The organism is Syntrophotaleaceae bacterium (genome assembly GCA_041390365.1).
GTDB lineage: Bacteria > Desulfobacterota > Desulfuromonadia > Desulfuromonadales > Syntrophotaleaceae > JAWKQB01.
Genome location: JAWKQB010000001.1, coordinates 399431 through 421909, shown reverse-complemented (window position 1 = coordinate 421909; position 22479 = coordinate 399431). Strand labels below are relative to the sequence as shown.

The 22479-nt window shown below is 52.8% G+C and carries 20 protein-coding genes; 12 read left to right on the top strand and 8 right to left on the bottom strand.

Features of this window, described 5'->3' with window-relative positions; all coding sequences use genetic code 11:
• Positions 1-5: 5 nt before the first annotated feature.
• Positions 6-1676 carry a DNA repair protein RecN gene (gene recN / locus R2940_02020; GenBank protein ID MEZ4598547.1) on the bottom strand — a complete coding sequence of 557 codons (1671 nt, stop codon included), beginning with the start codon at positions 1674-1676 and terminating at the stop codon, positions 6-8.
• 83 nt (positions 1677-1759) lie between these two features.
• Positions 1760-2632 carry an NAD(+)/NADH kinase gene (locus tag R2940_02015; GenBank protein MEZ4598546.1) on the bottom strand — a complete coding sequence of 291 codons (873 nt, stop codon included), beginning with the start codon at positions 2630-2632 and terminating at the stop codon, positions 1760-1762.
• Between the two features lie 216 nt (positions 2633-2848).
• Between R2940_02015 and R2940_02010 the strand changes: the two genes are divergently transcribed.
• On the top strand, positions 2849-4210 hold the full coding sequence (locus tag R2940_02010) for a replication-associated recombination protein A (protein ID MEZ4598545.1): 1362 nt from the start codon (positions 2849-2851) through the stop codon (positions 4208-4210).
• Positions 4211-4756: 546 nt separating this feature from the next.
• Here R2940_02010 and R2940_02005 read toward each other — a convergent pair.
• Entirely contained in the window at positions 4757-4978 is a 222-nt protein-coding gene (locus R2940_02005; protein MEZ4598544.1) for a hypothetical protein, read from the bottom strand.
• Positions 4979-5047: 69 nt separating this feature from the next.
• Here R2940_02005 and R2940_02000 point away from each other — a divergent pair, with 69 nt between their 5' ends.
• Together R2940_02000 and R2940_01995 are read left to right on the top strand one after the other, a co-directional pair.
• On the top strand, positions 5048-6529 hold the full coding sequence (locus R2940_02000) for a hypothetical protein (protein ID MEZ4598543.1): 1482 nt from the start codon (positions 5048-5050) through the stop codon (positions 6527-6529).
• 140 nt (positions 6530-6669) lie between these two features.
• On the top strand, positions 6670-8883 hold the full coding sequence (locus R2940_01995) for an HD domain-containing phosphohydrolase (GenBank protein ID MEZ4598542.1): 2214 nt from the start codon (positions 6670-6672) through the stop codon (positions 8881-8883).
• 35 nt (positions 8884-8918) lie between these two features.
• On the opposite strand, the gene R2940_01990 is transcribed toward R2940_01995, so the two are convergent.
• Both R2940_01990 and R2940_01985 read right to left on the bottom strand, forming a co-directional pair.
• Complete coding sequence (locus R2940_01990) at positions 8919-9743, bottom strand: methyltransferase domain-containing protein (GenBank protein MEZ4598541.1); 825 nt, start codon at positions 9741-9743, stop codon at positions 8919-8921.
• Positions 9727-11367 (bottom strand): radical SAM protein, encoded by a 1641-nt coding sequence (locus tag R2940_01985; GenBank protein ID MEZ4598540.1) that lies wholly within the window; start codon positions 11365-11367, stop codon positions 9727-9729. Before R2940_01985 ends, R2940_01990 begins: the two co-directional genes overlap by 17 nt.
• A gap of 126 nt (positions 11368-11493) precedes the next feature.
• Here R2940_01985 and R2940_01980 point away from each other — a divergent pair, with 126 nt between their 5' ends.
• Positions 11494-12756, top strand: a complete 1263-nt coding sequence (locus tag R2940_01980; protein MEZ4598539.1) for an outer membrane protein transport protein — start codon at positions 11494-11496, stop codon at positions 12754-12756.
• Positions 12757-12830: 74 nt separating this feature from the next.
• On the opposite strand, the gene R2940_01975 is transcribed toward R2940_01980, so the two are convergent.
• Positions 12831-13298 (bottom strand): peroxiredoxin, encoded by a 468-nt coding sequence (locus R2940_01975; GenBank protein MEZ4598538.1) that lies wholly within the window; start codon positions 13296-13298, stop codon positions 12831-12833.
• A 111-nt stretch (positions 13299-13409) separates the two neighbouring features.
• On the opposite strand from R2940_01975, the gene R2940_01970 reads away from it, so the two are divergent.
• Positions 13410-13706 carry a DUF2325 domain-containing protein gene (locus R2940_01970; GenBank protein MEZ4598537.1) on the top strand — a complete coding sequence of 99 codons (297 nt, stop codon included), beginning with the start codon at positions 13410-13412 and terminating at the stop codon, positions 13704-13706.
• A gap of 39 nt (positions 13707-13745) precedes the next feature.
• On the opposite strand, the gene R2940_01965 is transcribed toward R2940_01970, so the two are convergent.
• Complete coding sequence (locus R2940_01965; protein MEZ4598536.1) at positions 13746-13970, bottom strand: NifU family protein; 225 nt, start codon at positions 13968-13970, stop codon at positions 13746-13748.
• 226 nt (positions 13971-14196) lie between these two features.
• Positions 14197-14946, bottom strand: coding sequence for a glycerophosphodiester phosphodiesterase family protein (locus tag R2940_01960; protein ID MEZ4598535.1), 750 nt, complete (start codon positions 14944-14946; stop codon positions 14197-14199).
• Between the two features lie 357 nt (positions 14947-15303).
• On the opposite strand from R2940_01960, the gene glpX reads away from it, so the two are divergent.
• The 7 genes from glpX to R2940_01925 all read left to right on the top strand — a co-directional run bounded on the left by glpX (position 15304) and on the right by R2940_01925 (position 22307).
• Complete coding sequence (gene glpX, locus R2940_01955; GenBank protein ID MEZ4598534.1) at positions 15304-16257, top strand: class II fructose-bisphosphatase; 954 nt, start codon at positions 15304-15306, stop codon at positions 16255-16257.
• A gap of 266 nt (positions 16258-16523) precedes the next feature.
• On the top strand, positions 16524-17270 hold the full coding sequence (locus R2940_01950; GenBank protein ID MEZ4598533.1) for a YebC/PmpR family DNA-binding transcriptional regulator: 747 nt from the start codon (positions 16524-16526) through the stop codon (positions 17268-17270).
• Positions 17271-17385: 115 nt separating this feature from the next.
• On the top strand, positions 17386-17898 hold the full coding sequence (gene ruvC / locus R2940_01945; GenBank protein ID MEZ4598532.1) for a crossover junction endodeoxyribonuclease RuvC: 513 nt from the start codon (positions 17386-17388) through the stop codon (positions 17896-17898).
• A complete protein-coding gene (ruvA, locus tag R2940_01940; GenBank protein ID MEZ4598531.1) occupies positions 17895-18494 on the top strand; it encodes a Holliday junction branch migration protein RuvA in 600 nt (199 codons plus the stop codon). The genes ruvC and ruvA overlap by 4 nt, the downstream gene beginning before the upstream one ends.
• 77 nt (positions 18495-18571) lie before the next feature.
• On the top strand, positions 18572-19597 hold the full coding sequence (gene ruvB, locus R2940_01935; protein MEZ4598530.1) for a Holliday junction branch migration DNA helicase RuvB: 1026 nt from the start codon (positions 18572-18574) through the stop codon (positions 19595-19597).
• Positions 19598-19642: 45 nt separating this feature from the next.
• A complete protein-coding gene (locus tag R2940_01930) occupies positions 19643-22009 on the top strand; it encodes a hypothetical protein (protein MEZ4598529.1) in 2367 nt (788 codons plus the stop codon).
• An 88-nt stretch (positions 22010-22097) separates the two neighbouring features.
• Positions 22098-22307 carry a DUF2905 domain-containing protein gene (locus R2940_01925; protein ID MEZ4598528.1) on the top strand — a complete coding sequence of 70 codons (210 nt, stop codon included), beginning with the start codon at positions 22098-22100 and terminating at the stop codon, positions 22305-22307.
• Positions 22308-22479: the final 172 nt, after the last annotated feature.

Genomic DNA, 22479 nt, shown 5'->3' with positions numbered 1-22479 from the left:
GTCCGTTACGGCCTGGCCGTCGAGGTCGCTATCATTTCCCGGGCGTGCTCGACGGTCGCATCCCCAACCTGAGCCCCCCCGAGCATGCGGGCCATCTCGAGCACCCGCTGTTCTCCACCGAGAGGGACGAGGTTGGTCAGGGTGCGTCCTTGTTCCTCCCGTTTTTCAACCCGAAAATGCTGATCGGCAAAGGCGGCCACCTGAGGCAGATGGGTGACGCATAAAACCTGCACTCCCCGGGCAATGGCACGCAGTTTTTCTCCCACGGCCGATGCGGCCACCCCGCCGATGCCCGCATCCACTTCATCGAAAATCAGGGTGCCTACACGATCCCCTTCGGGCGCTGCGCGCCTCAGTGCCAGCATAATGCGGGACAGCTCCCCACCCGATGCGATCCAGGCCAGTGGTCTGGGGTCCTCGCCGGGATTCGGGGCGAGGTAAAATTCCCCACGCTCGAGTCCGGAGGGTCCAGGGTGTGCAAGGGAAAAAAGCCGCATCTCGAACCGGGCTTTAGGCATGGCCAGATCCTGCAGCTGAAGCTCGACGTCCTGGCGCAGCTTTCCGGCCGCTTCTATGCGCCTGGCCGACAGAGTTTCGGCCAGAGCCTGAAGTTTTTCGCGGCCGGCTTCAAGACGCTGCTTCAGATCCTCCCGGTTGACGTCGGCATGGACAAGTTCCTCCGCCTCCCGGCCGATAGTCGTCCGGTAGTCCAGAACAGCTTCCAGACCTCCTCCATACTTTCGTTTCAAATCCGCCAGCAAGGCCAGTCGCTGGTCCACCTCGCGCAGACGGGAGGGATCGAAGGATATTTTTCCGGCATACTTGCGAAGCTGCTCGGCCACATCTTCGACCGAATAGAGGGCGGACCTGACAGATTCGGCCAGGGGCGTGAGCTGGGCATCGTGAACGGCCGCACCTTCCAGTTCCCCGGCCACCGCATCCAGCCTTTCTCCAATGGCCCGCTCGGCACCGTAGAGCTCTTCGTAACCTCTGAGAGCGGTCATGGAAAGACGTTCGGCATTCTGCAGAAGGTTGCACTCGGCCAGCAGTTCCTCGTCCTCTCCGGCCCGGACTCCCGCCTCATCGATTTCCGTGATCTGAAATTCGAGCAGTTCAATCCTCTGCCGGCGCCGCCCTTCGACCTGACGCATCTTTTCCAGGGATGCGGAAATCTCTTCGATCTCACGATAGAGGCGGCTGTATTCTTCCAGCAGAGATTCCAGGCCGGCATAATGATCGAGAAAAGCCAGATGTGTCTCCGAACGCTGCAGATTCTGGTGCTCATGCTGACCGTATATATTCATGAGCCGGCTGGTCAATGGCTGGAGCTGAGCAAGCTTGGCCAGACAGCCATTGATGAAAATCTTGTTCCGACCGTTGCGGTTGACGACCCGCCGAATCAGCAGTTCCTCGCCGTCCCCGAACCCCTCCTCCTCCAGCTCCCGCCGCAGTTCGGGACGAAGGTCAAGGCTGAAAACCGCCTCGACGACCGCCTCCTCCTCACCCGTTCTGACCAGATCGATGCGGGCCCGATCGCCCAGCAGAAGAGCCACGGCGTCGATGATAATGGATTTACCCGCACCCGTTTCACCGGTCAGCACATTGAAGCCGGGAGAAAAAGCGACTTCAAGGCGATCGATGATCGCGAAGTTTCTGATGTGGAGATCGGTCAGCATAGAACCCTCGTTGACAAGTCGGAGCATTCAGCTCCCGGGCCAGCGAATTCAGTCATTTAGCTGAAAGGTCTGCCATAAATTGCCTAACGTTCACCCCAGCCCAGCTTGGTCCGCAGAACCTCGAAGTAGCTTCTCGTGGGACTGTCGACCAGAATGGTGGACCTGCTCGATTTGAAAACCTGAATCACGTCTCCCGCCTGCAGGTCCGTCCCGATCTGCCCGTCCGCTGTAAAGACCACATCCTCGTCCTTGCACTTGACTTCGATCCTGATGAGGGATTCGTCACATACGATCAAAGGGCGGTTGGCCAGCATATGCGGGCAGATCGGAGTAATGACGAAACAGTGAAGTCCAGGGCAGATGATCGGACCGCCGGCTGACAAATTGTAGGCCGTTGAACCTGTAGGGGTTGCAATTATCAGTCCATCGGCCTTGAAAGTGGTCAGATAGGCATCATCGACCCAGACCTCCATGTCGATGATCCGGGCGATGGCCCCCTTGTTGATAACCACGTCGTTCAGGACCCGAAAGCGGTTTTTCTCCTCCCCGTTCCTCCAGATGACCGCTTCCAGCATCATGCGACGGGAAATGACGAAATCTTGCCTGAGAAGCTTTTCCAGGGAGATGAACGTTTCCTGGCGAGTGCTCTCGGTCAGAAAACCCAGATTACCGAGATTGATGCCCAGAATCGGTATCTCCCTGGCAGGCTCCATCCGCGCCACGTGGCGAGCTACGGAAATCAGGGTTCCATCCCCTCCCAGCACGACGATGACATCCACGAGAGCCGGAATCTCGCTTCGCTCGTAGAACGGCATCTGCCGGTCGACTTTGCCATCCAGGGCTTTTTCCAGGAACACCTCCATACCCTGAGATCGCAGCCAATCGGCAACTTCAAAGGCGGTGCTGACTGCATCCGGATGGCTGCTCTTGGCAAAGATTCCGATCTTTTTCATCATCCCCGTTTCTTTCCCGCTCCGTTGGATTAATGGCCGAAACCTACCACACAGTCTTTCCGAAGTCCACACTTTCAAGAACTTAGCACTCCAGCATCTTGTGAAGCCGGGGACAACCATGTTAGATTCACCCATGGTCATCCAGCTGAAAAGTCTTTACAAAAAAGTATGAATTCACCCGAAACCGACCCCCGGTTTCCGATTAACAAGGATACGCCATTGGATCTGTTTGACGCCAATCGCACGTCGCGGAACACGACCCCTCTGGCCGAGCGCCTGCGCCCCGCTGACCTCGAAGAAATGGTGGGGCAGGAGCATCTGCTCGGGCCGGGCAAAATTCTGCGGCGTCTCATAGAAGCCGATCAGCTCTCCTCGGTCATTTTCTGGGGCCCGCCGGGCACTGGTAAAACCACCCTGGCCCAGGTCATTGCCAACTCCACCCGCAGCAGGTTCGTCTTTTTTTCAGCGGTTCTCCAGGGAGTCAAGGAGGTTCGGCAAATCGTTCAGGAAGCCGGCGAGGAGCGGGCTTATCACAACCGGAAAACGCTCCTGTTCGTCGATGAGATCCACCGTTTCAACAAAGCCCAGCAGGATGCGTTTCTGCCCTCCGTGGAGAAAGGGGACGTCATTCTGATCGGCGCCACTACCGAAAACCCCTCCTTCGAAGTCAACTCCGCCCTGCTCAGCCGTTCGCGGGTTTTTGTCCTGCACCCCCTCGAACCCGACCAGATCATGATCCTGCTGCGCCGTGCGCTGAAGGATCCCCGAGGGCTCGCCGATGCCTTTCCGGAAACCCCTGAGAGCGTCCTGCAACTGATTGCCGAACAGTCTCAAGGAGATGCCCGCATCGCCCTCAACTCATTGGAGCTGGCGGCCGCTCTTGCCGAAAAAGGCACGATCACCCTGGAAATTGCCAAGGAGGCGCTGCAAAAACGCGGTGTTCTCTACGACAAGGGGGCGGAAGAACACTATAACGTCATCTCGGCCTTCATCAAAAGTCTGCGGGGATCGGACGCCGATGCTGCCCTCTACTGGCTGGCCAGATTGATCGAGGCCGGAGAAGACCCGCTTTTTATTGCCCGGCGAATGGTCATCTTCGCTGCCGAGGACGTTGGCAATGCAGACCCCCGCGGCCTGCAACTGGCCCTGTGCGCGCAGCAGGCCGTCCACTTTGTGGGCATGCCCGAAGGGCGTATCCCTCTGGCCCAGGCTGCCACATATCTGGCGTCCGCCCCCAAGAGCAACGCATCCTACCGTGGCATCGATCTGGCCCTGGCAGAAGTCCGACGCAGTGGCGCCCTGCCGGTCCCTTTGCACCTGCGCAACGCCCCCACCCGGCTGATGAAGGAACTTGGTTACGCCAAAGGCTATCAGTATCCGCACGACCGGCCTGGGGGATATGCCGATCAGGAATATCTGCCGGAAAAGCTGCAGGGGCAAAGATTCTATTTCCCAACCGACCGCGGTGTGGAAAAAATAATCAAAGAACGCATCCGGAATCTGAAGGACTATGCGACCCAGGAAAACACCCGTGAAGTACCGGTCCCAGGGGACCAGGGCAAACCGGAACCGAAAGAATGAGAAATTCCCTGAAGGCTGGAAAACTGGAAGGAAATCAACTTGTAAGTAAGTCTTTTCTATGATAATGCTGTAAGCCGTTAAACAGATGGATATCATACCGGGCTAAAGGAGGGTTTATTTGAGGATCCGGTTCGGATCCAGCGGCCCCGGCATTCTTGGGAAAAACAGGATGTCGAGCCCAGGGACGGGCGACCAGGAAAGTCAGGGAAGACCATACTTATCAACCTGTTGCAGTCCACGGGTCAGATCGCCTGTCATTAAATGGAATTTTCCATGGAGAGCACAGCAGAAAGCCGATCTTGTGCGTCCGAGGAGGGCAGTTCCACCCATTCCTCTTCCGGCCGAACCCACAATCGGCAGTCCTTGATCAACAAAATCAACTATATAAATTTTGTTGATGGAACAATTTCTGCCGTCTTTCGACACTCCAAGTACGCCAGTACCCTGTCCCTGCCCGTCAAGCCGCTGCCCTGTACAGACGAGCAGCTTACCTGCCTTTGGACGGATACGGCAAACCTGCAAAAAAACCTCCAAAACCACGAGTTTCTACATCTGCTCATTCCCGATGGACAGAAAGCGCTCATCGTCAAACCGGAAAGAGCGGAAATAACCCTGCAGGGTCTTGTCCTCTTCCTTCCGCAGTTCGCCTCCGAGCTCAATCTGCGGAAAATTCGCCGGCATTCCTGTCGCAACGTCATCGTTCAACTGGTCCAGAACGGCACCTTTTTTCAGGGCGGCCTGATAGACTTCAGCGCCATTTCCCTGCATGTCAGAATCACTGCCGATCCTCCAAAGACCTTTCAGTGGATCAATCCGACGATTCCCGTCAATGTCGTCTTGTCCACCCCCGAACTGGGGACCGTATACTCAGGCGAATTCGAAGTATCCAGCCAATCCTGCGGCCAGCACGAGCGGTCATTCATCCTGATGATGGTTGACCATCAGATCCGGAAGTTCAGACCCAAGAAGTACCGCAGTGCCCGACAAAGCCTGATCCCCTCCCCCAACATTTTTTTTACGCACCCCCTGACCGGCCAGAAGGTGGATATGAAGGTCGCCGACATCTCCGGAACAGGGTTTTCAGTGGAAGAAGACAGATACAACTCCTTGCTGTTGCCCGGCTTGATCATCCCCGAGGTGGATATTGTTTTTGCAGATGGAGGCAATCTTTGCTGCAAAGCTCAAGTCATTTATCGTCGCGGATGTGAAAAACCAGGGAAAGAAAAACGGGTCAAGTGCGGAATTGCCATTCTGGATATGAAGATAGAAGGCCAGGTTAAACTACAGGCCATTCTCAACCAGGTCCACAACACCCATTCCTATCTAAGCAATCAGATCAATCTGGACTCTCTTTGGAAATTCTTTTTCGAAACGGGTTTCATATATCCTGACAAGTATGCTTCGCTGCAATCAAAAAAAGAACTTTTGAGGGATACCTACCAGAAAATCTACAATGAACGTCCCAATATAGCCCGGCATTTCGTCTATCAGGACAATGGCCACATCTTCGCCCACATGGCCATGATCCGTTTCTACAAAAAAGCCTGGTTGATCCATCACCATGCAGCGAAAAAAAAAGAAGCCTTAAGGGGAGGAATCGTCGTACTGGGGCATGTCAGCCGCTATGTCAATGAACTGCACCGGCTGTATTCAGCTCACATGGATTTCGTTTTCTGTTATTTCCGGCCTGAAAATCGTTTTCCTCAAAGAGTATTCGGTGGAGTCGCCGAGGCCATTAACAACCCCAAGGGATGCTCCATAGACAAATTCGCCTATTTCCAATTCCATAACTCCTTCGACCTCGATTGGAATATTCAGGCAACCTGGAGTCTGGCACGAACCCGCCAGGAGGATCTGCAGGAACTCAACCGATTTCTTGAACACGAATCCGGTGGTTTGATGATCCCCGCCCTTGATCTGGAACCTGGCTCTTATTCTGACGGGGAACTCGCCGCCGAATATGAAGCCATTGGATTGAAGCGGGAGCGGCAGATCTATTCCCTCAAGATCAAAGACTCCCTGAAAGCCATTGTTATCGCAAACATTTCGGACATCGGTCTCAATATGTCCAATTTGACCAACTGCTTTCAAATATTCGTCTTAGATCCGGCAGATGTCAGCAAAGAAATTCTTTCCTTGATGCTTTCGATGTTATGTGTAAAACTGCAAATCGATCAAATTCCGGTACTTATCTATCCTTCGGCCTTTGCTGAAAATGTTAATTTTCTAATAGAAAAAGAATATAATTTGTGGATTCTAAATCTTCAATATTCGGATAACTATTTCGAGTTTTGCAAAAAGTTTATTCCTGATCTATAGATTTTTATGGTGTAAGAAAGAATTCCGGTGCTATGGAAATTTTGAACAACCCGGACATACCGATATACAGTAATCGCGTTATTGAGAATTACTTTAAGTTTATAAAACAAAATTATCCGCATGTTGATCTTGGAGAGGTTATGGCCTATGCCGGCATGCGGAGTTACGAAGTGGCCGACCAGGGGCATTGGTTTACCCAGGATCAGATAGATCGATTCTATGACAAATTGGTAGAACTGACCGGCAACACCAATCTGGCCCGCGAGGCGGGCCGCTATGCCGCCTCTCCCGACGGTCTCAGCCTCATCAGGCAATATGTCCTCGGGCTCGTAGGTCCCTCCAACGCTTTCAAACTTATCAACCAGGTAGCTTCCACGCTGACGAAATCAGCCATTTACGAATCTCAGGAACTTGGCCCGAACAAATTCAAGATAACGGTTACCCCCCAGGAAGGAGTCACTGAGAAACCGTTTCAATGCGAAAATCGCCTCGGATATTGGGAAGCTATTGTCATCTGCCTCGGAAGCACTGTGCCCAAGATCGAGCATACGGAATGTGTGTTCAAAGGCGATAAAAAGTGTACCTATATAGTTTCCTGGGAAAAGACGCTATCCTTCAATATCAAGAATTTCAGAAAGTACCTGTCTCTGCCGGCGATCCTATCAATCCCTTTTTTATTTTTCTTCAATCCGAATTCTTTAAAAATTGCAGCTCCTGCTTATTTAATTCTTTTTCTCTTCATTTCCTACGTCATTGAACGTTTAGAGAAAAATGAAATAGTCAAAAATGTAGGCGAAATTAAAGATTCAACAGATCAGTTGCTCGACCAGATCAACAGAAACTACAACAATGTTCTTATGGCCAATGAAATTGGACAAGCCATAAGCAATCAGACCATTCTTGACGGTTCCGCCGATGTCAATATTGATAAAATTCTTAAAAATGTCGTGGACATACTGAGAAAGAGGCTGGATTTTGACAGAGGCCTGATCCTGGTGGCAAATGAAAGCAAGACGAGACTCGTTTTTCGCGCAGGTTACGGTTATTCGAAACAACAGCAGGAGGTTTTAAAAACGGCGGCCTTCCATCTGGATTCGGAAAATTCGAAAGGTATGTTTGTAGTCGCCTTCAATCAGCAAAAACCGTTCCTGATCAATGATATTCGAGAAACGGAATCGGATCTTTCCCCCCGCAGCCTCGCCTTCGCCAAGGCATTGAATGCAAAATCCTTTATCTGTTGTCCCATTATCTGTGAGGGAGAATCACTTGGCATTCTTGCCGTGGACAATGTCCAATCGAAACGACCACTGGTCAACAGCGATCTGACCCTGCTGATGGGTATTGCTCCCGTAATAGGGGTCAGCATTCGCAATGCCGACCTTTTAAACGCCAGACAACATCAGTTTCACTCCATCCTGCAGGTTCTTGCGAAAACCATTGATGCTCGAGACCCGTTGACGGCCGGCCATTCAGAGAAGGTTACCGAGTATGCCATCGGTATTTGCGGAGAACTTGGACAATCGGATGATTTCTCTGAAATGATCAGGGTCGCGGCCCTGCTGCACGATTACGGGAAAATTGCCGTTCCCGACTCCATTTTGAAGAAGGCCGGGCGCCTGACGGTCGAGGAATACCAGGCGGTCAAGACACATGCTTTCAAAACCAAGGAAATACTGGATCAGATCAATTTCGAAGGAATTTACAGATCAGTGCCCGAGATTGCAGGCGCCCACCATGAAAAACTGGACGGGAGCGGATATCCCGACGGCCTCAAGGGCAACGAGATTCCCCTGGGTGCCCGAATCATTGCCGTTGCGGACTTTTTCGAAGCTATAACGGCCAAACGGCATTACCGAAACCCGATGCCGCTCAAGGTTGCTTTTGAACTGCTGAGAGCGGAGAGCGGTGTACATTTCGATAAAGAAATCGTGGATGCTTTTATCCGCTTTTTCGAAAAAAATCACGCCGAGGATCTGAAGCGAAAGTGGGACAATGAGGCTTCGGAGAGAAAAAGCTTGAGAATCCCCTACAGCACTCATGTCCAGTACACGATCAACGGCAGCACCAAGACAGGAACAAGTGCCGACATCAGTCCGCTGGGAATCTTTATCGCCAGCAAATCGGAAGAATCAGAAATTTACGAGGGCTGCCCGATCAATCTGTCTTTTTCGCTACTCAACAATCCTGGGCGGATCATCGAGACTTCCGGCCGGGTGGCATGGGTGAACAGATCGGACATCCCTCGGAAACTCAATCTTCCGAGAGGTTTTGGCGTAGAGTTCTTAGGTTTGAAAAACGTAATTTTCGACGCAGTCCTGTCCGCGATTCTGGACCAACATCAGATGGCAATCTGATAGCGGACCCTGGCCAGCCCGGTTAATCCTGTCTTCTAATTCTGGGGTTTGACTCCCTTCACCGCTATCAGAGGCGTGTAGGTAAATCTTCGCGGATTCGTGAAAAACCTGTCGTAATCCTCCAAAAACTCATCGAACCCACCTTCATACTCGCAAAATGAATACCCGCTTTTCTTTCCGGCAACCATCGCTTTTTTATACCAGTTGTAAGCATCAACCTGGTTGAGATCCCCAAAGATAAGATGATGGGGCTCCATCATGACATCTATGTTCTGATAGCCCAGATCATAAACATAAGAATATAGTTTTCTGCCTACATACGGGTCGAAATCATGATAATTTTCGAGATGATTTAAAATGCCTATAATTGTATTTTCGAGTTTTGGGGATAATCCAAAGTGACTTAGACAGTTATAGTCCAGATCAGCTAAACAAATTACCCCTCCAGGCTTAAGCAGTAAATTTAAATTTTTAATTATCTCAAAACAATTTTTTTTATGATACTCCAGAAAAAATCTTGACCAGATGAAGTCAAAATTTCCCAAATCGGAAAGATCATCAAATACGTTACGACAGTAAAAATCAAGTCCATTGCCGCCATACCGTTCTTTTGCGTAATCTATTCGCTCCTGGGAAAAATCGATACCGACTGCGTTTCCATTTTTGCCTGTCACCTTTTTTATTATGGAGGTAGTTTTTCCTGGTCCGCATCCGACATCAGCCACTCTCATCCCTGGTTTCAAACCAGCCCACAAAAGTTGTCGCACAAGGGCAGTTTCATCGGTTTTCAATTCAAGACGCTCAATTTCAGCCGAATTTTCCATCAAATATTCTTTTTTTATTTTATGATTTTTCATCATTCAAAAATTTAAAAACCTCTGCAATTTTCTTGTTGGAGTCAAAAGCATCTTTGTCTCTTAACATCGACTTTGCCAGAAAATGTCGTTTATTAAAAAACTGTTTTTTCTTTTCAGGTCCCATTATTTTTAAAAGGTCCAGATTGTCTCCTCTATAAATCGGCGCGGATTTTTCAAGTCCAAAATAAATCTTTTTTATAAGTTCTTTTGCTTTTGTTGAATTCATTGTTTTGTGCTGCCATTGGTGCATGTATCCTTCAAGACTATACCTTTCTCTCTCCCTTTGTTCATAAATAGGACTTAATGGACTGAGAATAAAGGGGAAAATTGACCAGGATAAGCAGCCCTCTGCATCAAGGCCCTCGATTTGTTTTATAAATTGCAGGGTTTCGGCAACTGTTTTCTCTGTCTCACCTGGGAAACCAATAATGAAATAGCACGAGCAGTCGATCCCGTTCGATAACAAACCCCTTATTACCTTTTGGTATAGATCCGGAGATGCTCTTTTATTCATATTGTTAAGGATTTCTTGACTTCCGGACTCTACCCCAAGTTGCACTTCGATGCAACCGGATTTCTTTAACAAATCCATATCCATATCGGTTAAACTCGATGCCCTGATAAAACTCATCCATTTTAGTGCAATTTTCTCATCAACCATTCTCTGACAAAAATATTTCAGATCCTTTTTCCCCAATCGGAAATTGTCATCTGAAAACCAGATATAATTCACGCCTTTCTGTTGAACTTGTCTTAGCTCAGAAAAAAGCAGATCCATAGATTTGACGCAATTTACTTTTTTGCTTTTTGTAAAATTACAAAAACTACAATTATAAGTACATCCATTGCTGGCTTGCACTGGGACAACTTTTGTCGAAAAAATACTTTCTGGCAAGCAGTTCCAGTCTACAGAAAGTTGATCGCCACTACAATTTTCGCTTTGGAAGTCTGAGAAACAGTATTTTCCATCTTTGTACTGTGCAATATTCGGCAACCCTCGAAAATCGCCTCCATCCTCTACCCTCCTCATTAGTTCAAGCAAAACATGCTCCCCTCGAGGACTGATAACATAAAAATCAACCAAGGGTTCCTCGTCGATCTCCAGAAAAAGATAATCCTTTGAAGCAATGGCCGTCTGGTAACCTCCGATCCTCGCTTTTTCCATTAGAAGAAAAGATGAATAAACAAAAGGACCACCAACTATGATTACAGAGTTCTTAAATGTCTCTCTCAACTCTTTCGCCAACTTCAATAAGTCTATCTTTCGATAAATAAATGTAGTTGATATGAGAACAAATTTTGGATTCATTTCCGCAAGTATTTTAACTTTCTCTTGTTCCAATTTGTAATTATTTATTAGCTCAAAAGAATATTTCCTTTTATTCAAAAAGCTCAATAAAAAAATCCCATTCAACTTAGGAGCTCCGTCCCAGCTAGGGATATTTTTTTCACCTGTTGAACAGGGAGCACCTTTAATGGTATTCAACAACCTGTGTATCTCCTGAATATTTCCGACACTGTCTCCTATCTTAAGACGTAAGGCATTTGTTGCGGATAAACTGTCGTGCCCATAGTCGGAGACTATGATTCCATCCAGGACATTTTTTTTCCCTGCTGTTTTTTTCATTTCAAGATCCTTCAGAGACGGATGCATTTTACATTAGCTATTTGCACTGGAGTTTGACATAATAGGAGGCCTGCGCCAAATCGTTGCTTTCTTTTTTGAAAAACATATTTTTATGGAGGGATTTTTATGAAGAAATACAACAACCCTTCTCTTTTGGCTACAATTATTTTTTTCCTGGTGTGTGTATTTTTACAGTCAACCGCCCACGCTTCCGGATTCGGTATTTTCACTCAGGGCGCTGATGCTCTCGGCCAGGCAAATGCCACCGTGGCCCACAGCGATGGGCCTTCCTCAATTTATTTCAATCCGGCTCTGATGACGCTTGTCCCTGGAACCCAGATCGAACTGGGCACAACCGGCGTATTTCCCTACCGCAAATTTGAGAGCGCCGCCGACGGTCCCACGGAAAAAAACGAAGACAATGCCTGGTTTCCCAGCACTTTCTATCTGTCCCACCAGTTCAGCGACAAATTCAGTGCCGGGTTGGCGGTGTTCAGCCCTTTCGGTCTCGGGACTGTCTGGGACAGCGACTGGGAGGGGAATCTTCTCGCCACCAAATCCCGCATCACCACGTTCAACATCAATCCCGCCGTCGCCTGGCGTGTCACCCCAAGGTTTGCCATCGGGGCCGGTCTGGATATCCTTCTGCTAGACGCCAAACTGAAGAACAAAATCCTTCTGGACGTGAACCTGCCCCTGGTAGGCCAGGAATTTTCCGGTGATGGTGAGGGAGTCGGATTCAATGCAGGAGTTTTCCATCAGATTACCGATGGTATCTCTTTTGGTGCGGCTTATCGCAGCGAAATCAAAATCGATATCGATGGTAAGGCCAAGTTTGATGTTCCTGATGAAATTGCCGGGTTGGTGGGTCCGTTTTTTCCCGACACCAAGGGTGATACCTCCATCAGGCTGCCGCAACAGCTGACTGCCGGAATTGCCTGGCGGATTTCACCGGCCTGGGTCTTGGAAACAGGGGTTCGCTGGGAGGATTGGGAATCTTTTGACGATTTGACCATTGATTTTAATCAGCCCGTCTCCCCCCTTGCCATAAGCACAGTCAGCTACCCCCGCAATTGGCATAGCACCTGGGCCTACAATATCGGTACCAAGTACCGCGCCAGCAACCGGGTAGCCCTGATGGCCGGCTACCTGTACGGAGAGAATCCCATTCCTGACAGTACCTTCGAACCGGCCATCCCCGATTCCGACACCCATCTGTTCACTGTTGGGACCGAACTGGTCTTCGATAGACTCAAACTGGCTCTCGCCTACGGTTTTCAGCTTCAGGAAAACCGCAGCAAGAATAGCAATCAATATGGTGACATCGCAAACGGAAAATACGAAAACCACATCCATCTGGCCGGTATCAGCATGTCCTACGCATTTTAATCTTTTCCCTTCAGTAGACCGGCAATAAAAACCCCGGATCGGGGTCTAACCCGATCCGGGGTTTTTATTGTGAATCATCTCCCCTGAAGAAACTCTAGCACCTCCCGGGGATGGAGTTCAGCCTTTTTCACCGCCGGCCAATGCTTGAACACGGTTCCGTCGGGTCCGATCACCACCGTCGAACGAATGACCCCCATCACCTTTTTCCCGTAGAGATTTTTCTCTCCGTAGGCGCCATAAGCCTGCATGACCGATGCGTCAGGATCGGACAGCAGGACAAAGGGCAGTCCAAAGCGGCCGATGAACTTGTCGTGAGAGGAAAGACTGTCACGACTGACGCCCAAAAGTACGGCATCGATCCCCTCGAATTGGGAATGCAGATCCCTGAAAGAGCAAGCTTCCTTGGTACATCCCGGAGTATTGTCCTTGGGATAGAAATAGAGCACCAGGGTTTTACCGGCATAGTCTGACAGACTGTGACGTTTTCCATCGCTGCCCTCCAGACTGAATTCAACAGCTTTTTTTCCTTCCAGAATGCTCATTTTTCACCTCAGATTGAAAAGGCGGGATCGCCACCGGGGAAAAAGAAAAGACTTGCAATGGATTTTGAAAACCATTATCGTTTAAATCACATTTCCTTTATGGAGGTTCCCATGTGTATTGCCGTTTTAGGTGGAATGGATCGTTTACGCCCCCACTACCTGGAAGAGGCCGAAAAATTCGGGGCCAAACTGAAGCTTTTCGCCGGCACCCACAATGACATGGGAGCGAAGCTGAGGAATATCGACGCCCTGGTCATTTTTACCAACAAGATCTCCCATTCGGCCCGAAAACAGGCGGTCAACGCCGTCAAGGGCCAGAAAATCCCAGTTCTGCAAGTCCATTCCTGCGGTGTCTGCACCCTGCGGGACTGCCTGAACTGCCTGTATTCCGGTCTCCCCGAGAATTAAGTTTCTCGGGGTTTCCCAGCCGGCCCTCTCCGGCATGAATCATTCCACCCTTTCCACCTCCCTGACCTCGGGGATGGCATTTTTCAGTGCCCGCTCTATACCCATCTTCAGGGTCATTGTTGACATGGGGCAGGATCCACAGGCGCCCTTCAACCGCAATTTAACAACACCGTCATCGGTGATATCGACAAGTTCCACATCACCTCCATCCGCCTGGAGTGAGGGGCGAACCATGTCCAGAACTTCCTGAACTTTATCTTTCATGACGACCTCCTGTCGTTTTTGCTTCATTATACGTCTGGCGGGGATTACCTGTAAACTTGCTTTCGCCCCTTCTAAAGGAGGAGCCGTCCTGCATCCATTGAGGCGCCCCGGCTTTGTGCGACCAGCATGCAGGCCGTCTCTTCGATCTGTCTGCCGAATTCGCTGCTGGGATAGGGGTCCCGCAATGCCGGTATCGTTCGGCCCGTAATTTTATCAGTTCCGATTTTCAGTGAATGTCCTTGGCATCAGCAATGTCCTCTGTCGAGAACCGATCCATAAAAGCCCTGACCGATCCCGGGTCGTTGCAGAACACCCCGTCCACCTGGATATTCCAGAGCGTTTCCAACCGCCGGGGGCCATCCACAGTCCAGGGGAAAACCGCAAGGCCCAGACTGTGGCACGTTTTGACCAGAAGGGCGTCAACCATTTCCTGGGCGGGGTGAAAGGACCACGCCCTGCAGGCGGCGGCTTTTTCCGCAACAGGCAACCAGTCCCGGTTGTCGCAGAGAAAGCCGACCGGCGGGCCCGGTTCCTTGCGACTCAGCTCCTCCAGTAATGACTGATCGAAGGAAGAGACCACCAGGGGCGTGCCGGGAAACCTCCGCCAAACCTCGACTACGGCATCGGCGGCAGCTGATTCCTTGATTTCGACGTTGACTTTCAACCGGCCGGCGTTCCACTGGAAAACCTCGACAAGGGGAGGTATCGGTTCCCCGAAAAAACCCTTGTCGAACCAGCTTCCGGCATCGAGAAGACTGATTTCCTGCCAGGTCATTGCGGAAACCGCCCCTGCCCCATTGCTGGTCCTGTCGACGGTTGCGTCGTGAATGACAACCGGTACGCCGTCGCGGGTGAGATGCACATCGAGCTCCAACCCGTCCGCTCCCTGCTCAAGGGCCAGGCGGAAGGCCGCCATGGTGTTTTCCGGCGCCTTGGCGGACGCGCCTCTATGAGCCCAGATAAAAAAATTCTTCATTCCATTTTCGCTTTCTCATGGTAAACATTAGACTGTTCTCGATAATCAAGCCCTGATGTAAAAGAGTTCAAGGCGCGAGTTGTCAAGAATGAGACGTGCCTGAGTAGCCGCAGTATGTGAGAAATGCAGAACAGCATCGCCTTCAACTATAGCTCAATCTGTTTCAAAAAGGTAAGACCCGCTGCTGGAAAACTTGTTTTTAATCCAGAATCATGCCATGATGAGGCCCGCTTAAACTCGTGTCAAATCGGGAACATGCGGCCAGAAGAGGGCATGTTCCGGACTTTGGCCAAGTGACTATTCGATTGAACCGTAACGATCTTGGCGGCTACCGCCAAAAGGGAGGATTGACAGAAGATGGATCGCAACCTGGCACTGGAGCTGGTGAGGGTAACCGAAGCCGCCGCCTTGGCCTGCGGGCGCTGGGTCGGCAAAGGAGACAAGAATGCCGCGGACGGAGCCGCCACTGAAGCGATGCGGCGCACCCTGGATTCCATCGGCATCCGAGGCACCGTGGTCATCGGCGAAGGGGAGATGGATGAAGCTCCCATGCTGTATATCGGCGAGAAGGTCGGCAACGGAGTGGAACCGGAAGTCGATATTGCCGTCGATCCTCTTGAAGGTACAACCATCTGCGCCAAGGGCACAACCGGCGCCATTACCACCATTGCTCTTGCTCCCAGAGGGGGCTTCCTCCATGCTCCCGACATGTACATGGACAAAATTGCCGTCGGTCCCCAGGCCTACGGTACCATCAATATCAACGACAGCCCCGGGGAAAACCTGAAAAGGGTTGCCGAGGCCAAAAACTGCTATGTTCAGGACCTGACCGTGGTCATACTCGACCGGCCCCGACACGAGAAAATCATCAATGAAGTGCGTCTGGCCGGAGCCAGAATCCACCTGATCTCCGACGGTGACGTCGCGCCGGCTATTGCAGCAACAGTGGCCGGTAGCGGGGTAGACATGATGCTCGGCATCGGCGGAGCTCCGGAAGGGGTTCTGGCTGCGGCGGCCCTCAAATGCACCGGCGGAGACATGCAGGGGCGTCTGGTATTCCTGAATCCTGAAGAAAAGGACCGGGCAAGGGCGATGGGAATCGATGACTTCGACCGGGTCTACTCTGCGGAAGACATGGCACGCGGCGACGTTTTTTTCGCCGCCACCGGCGTCACCAACGGCGAACTTCTCAAGGGAGTGCGTTATTTTTCAGGGGGTGCCGAAACCCACTCCATCGTCATGCGATCCAAAAGCCGCACGGTTCGATTCATCACGGCTTTCCATCAATTCGATTTTAAACCGGTTTACTGAAAGACGTCCCCCGCATCTCATCAGCCGTCGGCCGAACAAGCGCTTTCCGCCATGGGAAAGCGCTTGTTCGGATTCCGGGCTTCATGATAGGATCAACCGTTCTATCCCCCGGACCTAAAAACCGATCCTTGGTCAGCGGTTCTGTATCGAATGGGCCCCTTTCTTCCACCCGAGTATCGGCAATAGCAAGAGTTCCGGCAGAAGGTTCCGGGTTCGCACTTTCCTACGCCAAGCGTTGAATATACCGACAAGGAGAAAACAGAAACATGGCAGGACACAGCAAGTGGGCGAACATCAAACACCGCAAAGGCGCCCAGGATGCAAAGCGCGGCAAAATATTCACCAAACTGATCAAGGAAATAACCATCGCAGCCAAGATCGGCGGCGGAGACCCGGAGGGAAATCCCCGCCTTCGCACCGCCATCGACAAAGCTAAAAGCGGCAACATGCCCAAGGACACCATCGATCGGGCCATCAAGAAGGGCTGCGGCGACCTCGACGGCATTTCCTATGAAGAAGGGACCTTTGAAGGATACGGACCTGGCGGCGCCGCCGTCATCGTCGAGTTCATGACTGACAACCGGACCCGCACGGTGGCCGACGTGCGGCATATCTTCAATAAACATAACGGTTCTTTGGGGGTGAGCGGTTCCGTGGCGTTCCTGTTTGACCGGAAGGGCCTGATTTCCTTCAGCAAGGACCAGGATTTTGATTCCCTGTTCGAAGCGGCGCTGGAAGCCGGGGCCGAGGATGTCAAGGATGAAGGCGATGTAATCGAGATCATCACCGACCCGGGAAATTTCATCGAGGTCCGGGAAGCCCTCGCCGCCCGGAATCTGCAGTGGGAATCCGCCGAGGTCACCATGATTCCCCAGACCATGGTCAAGCTCGAGGGGAAGCAGGCCGAGCAGATGCTGAAGATGATGGACAAGCTGGAAGACAACGACGACGTGCAGAACGTCTACGCCAATTTCGATATCTCGGAAGAAGATCTGGCAAGCTTCGTAGCCTGAGCCGGCGGATCTGGAGAAGAGGCGCTTTCAAGGCTGTCAGACTCCTCCTGCATGATCCGGCAGCCGGGTTGGGGGTGGCAGCCTTGCCGCTCCGTCGTCTGAAACGGTTTGAATAATGCGCATATTAGGGATCGACCCGGGAACCAGGATCACCGGCTACGGCATCATCGAAAAGAGGGGAAACCGGCTGATTCATGTCGACAACGGTGCTATCTGCACCCGTGCCGAGAGCCCGCTGTCAGAACGACTGCGATTGATTTACGACGGCCTTTCCGGGGTCATAGAACATTACCGACCTCAGGCCGTAGCCGTCGAGCAGATATTCGTCGCCAAGAATGCTCTTTCCGCACTGAAACTCGGTCATGCCCGCGGAGTCGCTCTTCTCGCCGGGGTCAACGCGGATCTGCCGGTTACTGAATACAGTGCGGTTCAGGTCAAGAATGCCGTGGTCGGCTACGGCAAAGCAGGCAAAGGTCAGGTTCAGCAAATGGTCCGGGTGCTTCTCAAACTGCCGGAAATCGCCCAGGAGGATGCCTCCGATGCCCTGGCCGTGGCCATCTGCCATGCCCACAGCTGCGAACTGGTTGCCCGGTTGGTGCAATCGAAAACCATCAGCGAGGTGCCATGATCGCCCTTCTCAGCGGCAACATACTGCAAAAAACCCCGGCCCAGGTCATCCTCGATGTCGGCGGCGTCGGTTACCGGCTTCTGATCCCGCTTTCCAGTTTCTATTCCCTGCCGGACGAAGGCCCTGCCAGACTTTTTGTACATACCCATGTCCGGGAAGATGCCATCAATCTCTACGGTTTTCTGACCGCCGAGGAAAAGGATCTGTTTATCCTGTTGCTCTCCGTTTCAGGGGTCGGACCGAAACTGGCACTCAACATCCTCTCCAACATGCCGGCTGGAGATCTGCGCGGGGCTCTGGCCCGGGGTGACGTCAAACAGCTCTCGGGGCTGCCCGGAATCGGCAAAAAAACCGCCGAACGACTGATCCTCGAACTCCGCGAGAAGATCCCCCGGGAGGCCGGACAGGCCGTCGCCGTTGCGACCGCTTCCTCAAAAGCCGGTATGGCCGGCCTGCGTCAAGACGCCCTGTCGGCACTCACAAATCTCGGCTACACCGAAAACCTTTCGAAAAAAGCACTGGAGAATCTGGAATTCCCTCCCAATTCTTCGCTGGAAGACATCCTCAAGGCCGCCCTGAAAATCCTGTTGCGATAGAAGCCGGGGGACAAATCGATCACGAGTAGGGACTCTTACCAGAAAGCAGCGCAGAGCACCAGCACCGGGAGTTTTTGATGGATGACCGTCTGATCACCGCCGGCCTGTCAGGCGACGATGCCCGTTTCGAGGCTTCTCTTCGCCCAAGAACCCTGGCCGAGTATATCGGCCAGTCCAAGGCCAAGGAAAATCTCCAGGTCTTCATCGATGCCGCGCGGGCCCGCCAGGAAGCCCTGGATCACGTGCTTTTTTACGGACCGCCCGGATTGGGCAAGACCACCCTGGCCAACATTGTGGCCAGCGAAATGGGGGTCAACATCAAAAGCACCTCCGGGCCGGTAATCGAAAAACCGGGAGACCTGGCGGCCATCCTGACCAACCTCGAAGAGGGGGATGTTCTCTTCATCGACGAGATTCACCGCCTTAGCGCAGTTGTGGAAGAGATTCTCTACCCGGCCATGGAAGACTACCAGATCGATATTATCATCGGCCAGGGTCCTTCCGCCCGCACCATCAAACTGGACATCCCCCGCTTCACCCTGGTGGGCGCCACCACCCGCGCCGGCCTTCTCTCTTCCCCACTGCGGGATCGCTTCGGAGTCATCGCCCGTCTCGAATTCTACAATCACGAAGAGCTGGCCACCATCGTCCGCCGCAGCGCGAACATCCTCAACGTGCCCATTGAAAAGGAAGGGGAAATCGAAGTGGCCCGCCGCAGTCGCGGCACCCCACGCATCGCCAACCGCCTGTTGCGCCGAGTGCGGGATTTCGCCCAGATCAAGGGAGACGGCATCATCACGCGGGAGCTGGCCGACATGGCCCTGACCCGCCTGGAAGTGGACCAGCGTGGCCTCGACCACATGGACCGCCTTATCCTTCTGACCATCATCCAGAAATTTTCAGGCGGGCCGGTGGGGCTTGAAACTTTGGCCGCCGCCGTGGGCGAGGAAAAAGATACCATCGAGGATGTGATCGAGCCGTATCTGCTCCAGCAGGGCTATCTTAACAGAACGCCCCGAGGCCGCACCGCGACCGAACTTGCCTACCGTCACTTTCAGTGCACTCCCAGCCAGGCCGGCCGTTCGGGAAATCTCTTCGAATAGGCCCAGGCGCCGCTGTTCCCCCAGGTACCTGTTGAAAGAAAGGTCATGTCTGCTTTTTCCACCCGACCCACAACCTCGAAAACCATCCGGCAACTGGCTGAACAGCTGGCGCATTGGGGAGAAAGCCTGATCGCTCATGGCAGATCCCCACTGCGCAGAATCGAGACCTTTCCGTCGCTGCTCACACCCTGCGGCTGTCAAAATCCCCCTCTGGTGTTCTGGATCAACCGGGACAGTTTCATGGCCGGAGCTGTGGTGCTCTTTCCCGACAGCAACGATCCCCCTGCACTGCACCTGGGACAATGCTGCTCCCAGGCCCTCGGCCTCGCTTATTTCATCACCTGGACTGCAAGGAAAATCACCTTCTGGGATGCCCGACAGGACCAGCCGGTTGCCCGGAAACAGTTCGAACTGGACAACGTTCCTTCCGTCGAGGGTTTTCAGGAAGCGCTGCAGAAGTTGATGGATGAGGCCAAAATCATGGCCGTGGTGGGTGCTGTCCCGCCCCCGCAACTCTCGTCCAGTTATTTCGCCAACCTGTACCGCTTCACCCTGTCGGGAGTGCGGTCTTTGCTGGTCGACACCTGCCGGATGTCACGCATCGATCGGAAATTTACACGATATGACGTTTCGGCCGATGACCTTGCCGACAGTAAAAATTTTCTGACACTGGTTCGCCTCCTGAGCCTGATCCTGGAAAATCCGCCAACATCAATCGCACCCCGGGAGCTCGATTCCGTGCTGCGCGCGTTTGCCAGGACCCTGCCGGACCCTCTGCGCCTTGCACTGCAGGAGGAAGAACATGAAATTGCCTTGCCTGAAGAGGCAGCTGTCCGCTTTCATCTCCTCTACCGGCGCCTGACCCAGCTGCAGGCAGCCACCGATCCCGATCGCCACAGCGAGGCCCTCAGCCTGCTGCTCCAAAACGAAAGCCGGCACCTCGGCGGCTTTCCCCTGCCCTTCCCGCCGGCCGAAAAAACCGGCCAGTTCCTGCTGCTGAATCCGGACCGTTGCTACGCGTATGCGGGACCGATTCTGGAAGTCGCGCCCCGCTCCGTTCTGGCCATGACCGCCCTGCTGCGGCATCTTTTGAAGTCCCCGGCGGCCGAGCAGGCCTGGGATCTGTGGCAACTTCCCTTTTCATCCGCCCCTGGCATGGTCAGCGGCACCCTGGGCAACGGTCGTTATCCGGATGCTGATTGCCGCCGCAACCATCTGGCGATGCTCCGCACCTCCTGGCCTACCCGTCGCTTTCGACTTCCTGACAGAAGTCCCGAATGGGCCTGGCAGTTTCTCCATCTTTTGGGGATGGCCGCCGAGGGAGCGGTCATTGAATTGCGTCTCCCGAACGACTGGCCCGCCGCCGATTTCGGCCGCCCGCTGTTCCAATTGATCCAGGAACAGTTCACCCTCGACCGGATCGAACCGGAACCGGAAAACCTGCTGCTTGTGAGGCTTTTCAAATCAATTCTGCCGGATCATGTCACCCGCTTCCGCTTGGCTGATGGTTCCGAACGGCGTGTCAACTGGCAGAAGCTTCGGCGGGCCCATCCGTCCATACTGAGGCTTTCGCTGCACCTGCCTGAGAATCTGCAAGCCCTTCTGGACACCGGCCGCCTTGTTTATCCCCAAGAGGATAGCTGGAGTTCACAGCATGAAAAACAGTTTTCCCTCTTTCTGCACAGCAGTCTCGGGCATTATCTCTGGAAGGTGGTCAGCAATGGCCGCAGGCTGCCCGGACGCAAATCCTTGCGTCTGGAAATGGTCAATTTCGGACTGCCTGTTCCCGAGCCTGCAGGTCTGGCCGTCCTGCAGCGTCACTTCCCGCGAGAGGATGGGCCGCCCCCTTCAACCCGTGAAATCGACCGGGTCCTGGCCTCCTGGCTGGGAACAGAACCTCTCCCTCCAGTTGTGGTTGCGCCTCAACTTTCGTCGCCACCCCGATCCCGGGAAGAGGATGGCACCGAACTGGCCAGACAGATCGGTGACCATGTATTCATCGACGGCGTGCCGGTTTTTCCCGATCATTACCTGTTCGATTATTATCGTCCCCGACTGCAGGAGTATTCGTTCGAGGCCCCGCTCGTTTGCGCGGGCCAGTTCTTCGAGACTTTCGAACTTAGGGATGCGTCAGGCAATCTGCTGCGGATTGAAGGAGCGGAATTGGCCCGAGCCCTCCTGTTGTCCTCGGCAACCGCTTCCGGCCCGATGCGGCTGAGTCTGCCCGAAGACCGCCAGATCCTTGCCGCGATACTCGAACGTTATCAGGCCGACCTGGGAAAGCTTCGCCAGAATCTGCTGAGGGAAATTCATCGTCTGAATGATGATCCGAAAGGCGCCGATCACCTTGCGGATAGCCTTTGGAGGGAACGCAATCTGCCCCCATGGTCGCTGATAGCAGAGGAAATTTAGTTTTTCTGGCCACCTCCCCGAATGATAAGATATAGTTCATATCGATCCCGGTAAGGATAGCGGCCCCGAACGCAAAAAAACTCAAGCCATGACCTTCGGAAAAATCCTGTTCATCACCGGTCTGCTTTTGGCCGGACTCGGCCTGCTGATCCACTTCGGCGGAAAAATCCCCTTTCTGGGACGGTTGCCGGGCGATATCCGCATTGAATCGGAGCGCGTTACCTTCTATTTCCCCCTGGCCACCTGTCTTCTACTTTCAGCGATCATCTCCCTGATCATCTGGCTTTTTCGCCGCTGAACATCGGGGGTAATAAGGAGAAGGTTTGCAGGCCCCTCTCGCTGTGATAGTATTAGAAGTACCTGAAATCCTTTCAACCTTGACGCTTTCGCAATACAGAAAAATGTGAATGACCAAGCAGAAAGCAGCAGTGGGCAAGTTTTTGCGCCTCCATCAACCTTCGGCCTGGTCG